Source organism: Blautia hansenii (assembly GCF_013304445.1).
Lineage (GTDB): Bacteria > Bacillota > Clostridia > Lachnospirales > Lachnospiraceae > Blautia.
Genome location: NZ_JAAITA010000073.1, coordinates 1 through 347, shown reverse-complemented (window position 1 = coordinate 347; position 347 = coordinate 1). Strand labels below are relative to the sequence as shown.

The window sequence follows — 347 nt, the reverse complement described above, 5'->3', positions numbered from 1 at the left end:
CGTTCCCAAAACCGACACGTTTTCCATCTGCTCTTATTACTTTCATTTCTGTTTGGCACGACAAAGCGTAGGTTGTTTGCTAATAGCCCGAAAGCCAGTTCCCCAAGTTCCAACGGTCTGTCTTTGAATGTCATGGCAAAAACATGAGCCTTATCATCACGCAGTTGCATTTCTGTCCGTTTCCAACTGCCGACTTCATCAAGTGTCTTATTATGTTTTGAACAGACTTCCTTATCCTTATCATAAAAGCGGTAGGATAATCCCGATTTACCAGCACCGATATAAACAGTCTTTGCGGTGTCGAAATCATCAAACTTGCTTTCGTCAAAGTGGTAGCCCTCACTATT

1 protein-coding gene is annotated in these 347 nt (G+C 42.7%); it reads right to left on the bottom strand.

Annotation, left to right across the window (positions count from 1 at the left end; genetic code table 11):
• Positions 1-347, bottom strand: a 347-nt coding sequence (locus G5A70_RS15560; protein ID WP_173750343.1) for a replication initiation factor domain-containing protein, incomplete at both ends; no start/stop codon positions are given.